The organism is Candidatus Cloacimonadota bacterium (assembly GCA_011372345.1).
Taxonomy (GTDB): Bacteria; Cloacimonadota; Cloacimonadia; order Cloacimonadales; family TCS61; genus DRTC01.
This window is the reverse complement of the sequence record DRTC01000637.1, coordinates 1-6,696: the sequence shown is the minus strand read 5'-3', so window position 1 is coordinate 6,696 and position 6,696 is coordinate 1. Positions and strand designations below refer to the sequence as shown.

General features: G+C 35.8%; 4 protein-coding genes. All 4 read right to left on the bottom strand.

Going from position 1 to position 6,696, the window contains the following annotated elements:
- Nucleotides 1–38: 38 nt before the first annotated feature.
- Nucleotides 39–1,700: a methylmalonyl-CoA mutase gene (locus tag ENL20_12260; GenBank protein ID HHE39326.1), complete on the bottom strand. Its 1,662-nt coding sequence runs from the start codon at nt 1,698–1,700 to the stop codon at nt 39–41.
- A gap of 407 nt (nt 1,701–2,107) precedes the next feature.
- Nucleotides 2,108–5,140, bottom strand: a complete 3,033-nt coding sequence (locus tag ENL20_12255) for a hypothetical protein (GenBank protein ID HHE39325.1) — start codon at nt 5,138–5,140, stop codon at nt 2,108–2,110.
- A 163-nt stretch (nt 5,141–5,303) separates the two neighbouring features.
- Nucleotides 5,304–6,203 carry an MCE family protein gene (locus tag ENL20_12250; protein ID HHE39324.1) on the bottom strand — a complete coding sequence of 300 codons (900 nt, stop codon included), beginning with the start codon at nt 6,201–6,203 and terminating at the stop codon, nt 5,304–5,306.
- Nucleotides 6,204–6,301: 98 nt separating this feature from the next.
- On the bottom strand, nt 6,302–6,696 hold a 395-nt coding region (locus tag ENL20_12245), incomplete at its 5' end, for an ATP-binding cassette domain-containing protein (GenBank protein HHE39323.1).

Here is a 6,696-nt window from a genome sequence, read left to right as displayed (position 1 = left end):
GATTTGATGATCTATTTTCTCAAAGCAGGAGCTTTGAGTTACAAGATCACACTTTCTTTATACTCCCCAAACTCTTCCCGTAGAACTCCGCAGATCTCACCAAGAGTAGCATAAACCTTCACAGCATCGAGAATAAAAGGAACTAAATTTTTATTTGAATTTGCAGCTTTTTTGATCTTTTCCAACTTTTCTTCAACAATCTTATTATCCCGCGATTCCTTCAATTCTCTCAATTTCTCTATCTGGTTTTCACCAATTATGGGATCAACTTTCAGGAGTTCCGGTTTAGTTTTTTCCTCAACTTTAAATTCATTCACACCGACAATAATTCTGTCTTTACTTTCGATAGATTTCTGGTAGGAATAAGCACTGTTCTGGATATGCTGCTGCACGAATCCCTTTTCAATTGCCGGGATCATTCCACCCATCTCCTCGATCTTATCGATCATTTCTTCTGCTTCTTTGATCATATCGGAAGTTAATGATTCGATAAAATATGATCCAGCAAGCGGATCGATCGTGTTTGTAACTCCGCTTTCATGAGCGACAACCTGCTGCGTTCGGAGAGCGATCTGAACAGAATCTTCGGTTGGCAGGGCAAGAGCTTCATCGCGGGAATTTGTATGTAAAGATTGAGTTCCGCCGAGAACAGCTGCCAGAGTTTGAATAGTTACGCGGATGATATTGTTATCAGGTTGTTGAGCAGTTAAGGAACAGCCTGCAGTTTGGGTATGAAAACGCAACATCATGGATTTAGGATTATTTGCTTTGAATTTCTCTTTCATGATCTTCGACCAGAGAAAACGAGCTGCTCTGAATTTAGCAACTTCTTCCAATAAATCATTATGAGCATTGAAAAAGAAGGAAAGTCGAGGAGCAAATTCATCGATATCAAGACCTTTGGAAATTGCGGCTTTTACATACTCGATGCCATCTGCAAGCGTGAAAGCGATTTCCTGAACTGCAGTCGATCCTGCTTCGCGAATATGATAACCTGAAATCGAGATGGTGTTCCATTTAGGAACATTCTGCGAGCAATATTCAAAAGTGTCGGTGATCAATCTCATTGAAGGTTTGGGTGGGAAAATATAAGTTCCGCGTGCAATGTATTCCTTCAGAATATCATTCTGGATCGTGCCGCGTAGTTTATCAGCAGCAATTCCCTGTTTTTCTGCAACTGCGATATACATTGCCAGCAAAACCGAAGCAGGTGCATTGATGGTCATGGATGTGGAAACCTTGTCGAGGGGAATTCCATTAAAAAGAACTTCCATATCAGCAAGTGAATCGATCGCAACTCCGACCTTTCCAACTTCTCCTTCACTCATTTGATGATCGCTGTCGTATCCCATTTGGGTCGGTAGATCAAAAGCAATGCTTAATCCGGTTTGTCCTTTCTGCAATAAAAATTTATAGCGCTGATTTGACTCTTCTGCATTCCCGAATCCAGCATATTGACGCATTGTCCAGAATCTGCCGCGATACATGGTCGGTTGAACACCGCGCGTGAAAGGATAAACTCCCGGGAATCCGAGTTGTTCTTCATAATTTATTTCTTCCGTATCCTTATTTGTATAAATTCTTTTTACTTCTTTATCGGAAATTGTCTGGAATTTTTCTTTCCTTTCCGGGAATCTGCTGATGGTTTTTTCAACAGATCTTTCAAATTCATTTTTCTGTTCTTCAAAAGATTTTTGCATTTATTTTTCTCCTTTTTAACCTCACCCCGTTCCTCTCCTGAAAGGAGAGAAAGATTCACTCTTCGAGTTGTAAGAAGCTTGCTAATACGACTCGAAACCGAAATGACTAATTTTTTTTAAAGATATTAGAAATCCACAACTTCAGTTGTGGAAAAGGAAATAATTAAGTAACCATCATTAATCATTTCAATGGTTTTAAAATTAGTCTTTATCAAAATATACATTTGAAAATGAAACATAATAATTCCTTTAAAACCGTTAAAACGGTTATTCAGTTGGTTGATTCCATTTTTTCCCACAACTAAAGTTGTGGGCTTCTTTTACAAATTCCAGATTTACTTCATTCTCAATTAGGAAATTGGGAAGCGATGAAAGAAAAACAAGAAACAACTTGGCAAGTTGTTTTACTAAAAATCCTCCATCAAGCTGATATAATAAACAGGCCTGCTGAAAGTTTCCAGGTCTGTGCTCCAGGCAACATCAAATTTCAAGATAAAATATCCCAGATTCAGTCTTGGTCCGAATCCCATTCCAACTTTTAGATCATTCAAAATATTATCTTTAACCAGCATCAGGTCTTTATTATCATCCCAGATACTACCGGCATCGAGAAAAGCACTTCCGCGAATATTATGAAAATATAATGGCAAGGGAAAGGCGATCTTAAAATGGTCAACAAAAGGAAAACGAAGCTCCATGCTGGTTACAACCTTTTTCTTACCTTCCGGATCTTCATCATAACCGCGCACGCCACTGTAATAATTCATCTCAAATTTCTGGTCGGTTTCACCGATTATTCCGCCGGTCAATAAGCGAAATGCCAGAGAATATCTTTTTGCAAAAAACATATATTTGCGGAAATCCATTATTCCTACCGAATAACTTTTCTTCTTATCGGAAAAACTTTGATTCAATATCAATGACCATCTCCAACCGGAAACAGGTCCGACAGAACCATAAAGGGAATTATCATGAACAAAATTGATTTGGGGTGAATAAATTAATTCAGATTCTTTGATCTTTAAATCATAAAACTCGCTGAAATCCGAAGGTAAATATTCTTCCATCCAGTAATCATTGGCATCATTCCACCAATCTCTCTGGGTTTCACTTTGATATAAAACATTTTCCAGATCAACTCTCCAGAATTTATTGAAAGGATAACGGGTAACAACATAAAATCCGTATTCCCGATCTCTTTCCCGCATATAATCTTCCTGCTCGGAATTTGTATAAGTGATACTATAAATTTTTTCATCATTTACATAAAATCCACCGATTCCATAATCAATCCTTCTTGCCATGTAAAAATAGTTAAGGATAAAATCGGAATCCTTGAAACTGTCGGAAATACCAAGATTGACTCCAATAGAATGGTTTCCCATAAGATCGCTCAAACTAAACGCTATTTGACCAAATGCTCCTCCGGCAGACGAATATGCAACTCCACCCCAAAGTCCATCGAGGAAAAATTTTGTTTTGTACGGATATATTTTAGGAATGTTCTCTGTTTGCGGTCGTTCATCAAGTTTTATATTATAATCGATGTTCGAGCTATCGACTTCTATATGATTCCCGAAATCTATGGTAGTAATGTCTTTGCCGTAAGTTTTCGGAAGTTCCTTTTTAAATTTCCTTTCCTTTTTCCCGAATACTGAATAATTTTCGATCTCAAATTTTTGATAAAAATCATTTTGGAAAACTACTTCAGTCGGCAGCTTATAATCCCAATATTTCAGATTTTCCAGAGGATTTGTTTTCAGATAAATATCCCAGCCACTCTCATAAAAACAGGAAAAGATCAGGTTCTCATCCGAACTATCCAGGTCTCCGCTGAAAACACCGCCAAGAGATTTTGTGATTTTCGCTCTTTGGGCTGTATTAATATCGATAACTTCAAAATTCGTGATCTTTTCTCTTTCCGAAATAAAAATGATCTTATCTCCGCTGCTGTTCCATAAAGGAGAATAATTATTAAAATCATTATCCGTAACATTATAAAATTTCTCATTTTCAGTGTCGTAATAAAAAATATTGCTGATCAGAGAATCGAAAATATGATCTTTCTCAATTTTTTTATCGATATTTCTTTCCGAACTGAAAACGATCTTTTTATCATCCGGAGACCAACGCGGTTCATAATCATAATAGCGGTCATCGGTTATTTGAGTGATTTTTTTTGTTTCGAGATCAAAAATAAAAATATCATTTTTAAGAGCTTGCTGACCGGAAAATACGATTTTCTTTCCGTCTTTGGAAACATCAATTTCAAAGATCGCATCAAAATCAGGGAAAGCAAATACATCGGTGATTTTCCTTTTTTCATAGTTCATAATATAAATTTTATCTCCGAACGAAGTTTTGGCAACAAAGGCAAAATGCTCTCCATCCGGAAGCCAGCTGATATTATTTCTCCGGAAATGAAATTCTTCAAAACTACCTGAAACTTCACCTTTCAAAATTCTTTTGGGAAAAGAAAGATCGAGAGTCGAACCTTTCCAGATATCCGTTCTTAAATTCTTATTGGAAAAATAGAGATAGTTCTCACCATCAGGAGAAAACCTGGGAGCAATATTCATATATGAACCGTCTTTTTTGTGATCTGTCTTTCTCTCAAAAGCTTCATAAGGAACTTCAAAAGAGGAGATGAAGGGGAAGTATTTTCTTTTCAGATAATTTTTCCATTCAATTTGTAACTTATCAAATTCCAGATCAAAAACTTTCTTGGAAGCAGCATAGAGAGTATTGGATATTTTAATTGCATAGAAAAAATCGATCACTTTATCGCGACCATATTTCTCGCTCAGATAAACTAAAAAACTCTCTCCTTGCCGGTATGCATAGAAACCTCCAATCTGGTTTATATCATGCAATCCGTCGTTCATGATCAAATCAATGATGAACATATTGTTGTAAACATCATCTCCTTCAACCGATTCAAATTCCGGGAGTCCTTCCTGAAACCAGAAAGGCAGTACTGAAAATTCAAAAAGACCAATTCTGGTTCTGTTTATCTCATTCACATAAGCATGTGTAAGTTCATGGATCAGAACCTCTTCCAATTCTCGATAACTGCCGTTAAAGGGAACAACAACGCGATTTTGTGCTGATTCCGTGAAACCGCCAACACTTTCATTCAACAAAGGATAAATAATATTCGTTGTTTCAAAATCCTGGTGAGATTTATAAAAGATGATCGGAATGCGGTTTTTGACCGGATTTTTAAAATCCTGTTTAATATGATAATATGCATCTTCCGCCATTAAAGCCGCGATTTCAGCAAATTCATTATCTCCGGTTTTAAAATAAATATCGAAATGAAGAGTTTCCATTCTCGACCAATTGAGTTTGGAAGGTTGTACTTTATTCTTTCCAAAATAGTAGGGAAAGAGATTTAAATAAATTAAGATCAATATGATTATTAAAACTATTTTTCTCATTATTGTTACCTTTTACAGGTTGGACTTGACTCGTAACGAAGTGCGAGTCGAGGACAACCTTGATCAAATATTAAAATTTACTTCGACTCGTCGTTCCTTAAGTGTCAAATAGCAGGAAGCGACTTTGTCGCTTTGCATTAACATGGTTAATGCACTCCAAAAATCAAAAAATCTTCACTTTGAAATACCTGCCCGGATCTTTTTTTATATCCTTGAGAAGAGAATCGAGTGATGTTGTTGCTTCCATCAAATTATCATACAGCTTTTTTTCAGTTATCAAACGGTGAAAACTACTGTCATTACTTTCCATCTTATCCGAAATGTTCTCAAAATTGCCGGATATTTTCTCGATCTTTTTCAAAGTATTTTCTATTTCATAAATGACAGATTTAAATGAATCAAAAACAAGAGAAACATTTTCTTCATTATTATTGATCATCTTTGCTAATTTTTCTGATGTTACCGAAATATTAGAGATTATCTTATCGATATTTTCTGAATTTTTGTAATAAGAATAATTTAATTTCTCAATCAAGGAACGGGAACTATCCAGAACTGAATGAACACTTTCCATTATACTTTGCTTGTCTTCAGTATTGTTGAACAATTTCTGCAAATTCTGACTGATGTTACTCAATTCGGAAACTAAAGTTGAAATTCCATAACTTTTTTGACCTGTCTGGATCTGAGTAAGATCAAGATTTTGATGATCATTACCAGGAGTTATCTCCACCTGAACACTTCCCATAATATTTGTTTCAATGATCCTGAATTCTGTTCCTTTTTTCAATGGAAAATCGAGTTCCACCAATAAATGCAGGATCACTCCCTCATGGTTGATTTCTATATCTTTGATCTTACCTTTTTTAACACCAAGAATCGAAACCGTACTTCCCTTTTCGATATTTCCAATATTTTGGAATTTCACTGATATATTTGAATATTGCTGTTTTTCCATAAAACCGGAAAACCAGGAATAGCCAAGGATCAGAATAGCAATAGCTGCCATAGAAAACAATCCTACTTTGAATTCCAGGCTTTTTTTATTTTGATGAAATTTCATTTATTGCTCACGGATTTTACGGATGAATACGGATTTAATTACAGTTGGACTCGACTTGAAAGACGAAGTCGTCGAGTTGAGAACAACACAAAAGAATCTTAACTTATCCGCAAAAATCTCTTTATCTCCTTTTGGTTGGCATTTTTAAAATCATCGTATTTTCCGTCAAAAATAATTTTTTTCTGATGTAACATTATAATCCTGTTTGCAATCTTATCGATGCAGTCAAGATCGTGAGTAACCACGATTGAAGTTATTTTTAGTGTTCTTTGCATTTTCAGGATGAGACCGGTAATTTCGGAAGAAATGCTCGGATCGAGACCGGTTGTAGGTTCATCGTAAATCATGTATTTTGGTTGAAGAATTATGGCACGAGCAAGAGCAACTCTTTTTTTCATACCACCGCTTAATTCGGAAGGCATTTTTATCAGGATATTTTCCAAACCGACCAATTTTAATTTTTCTTTGACGATTTGAGTAATTTCTTTTTCAG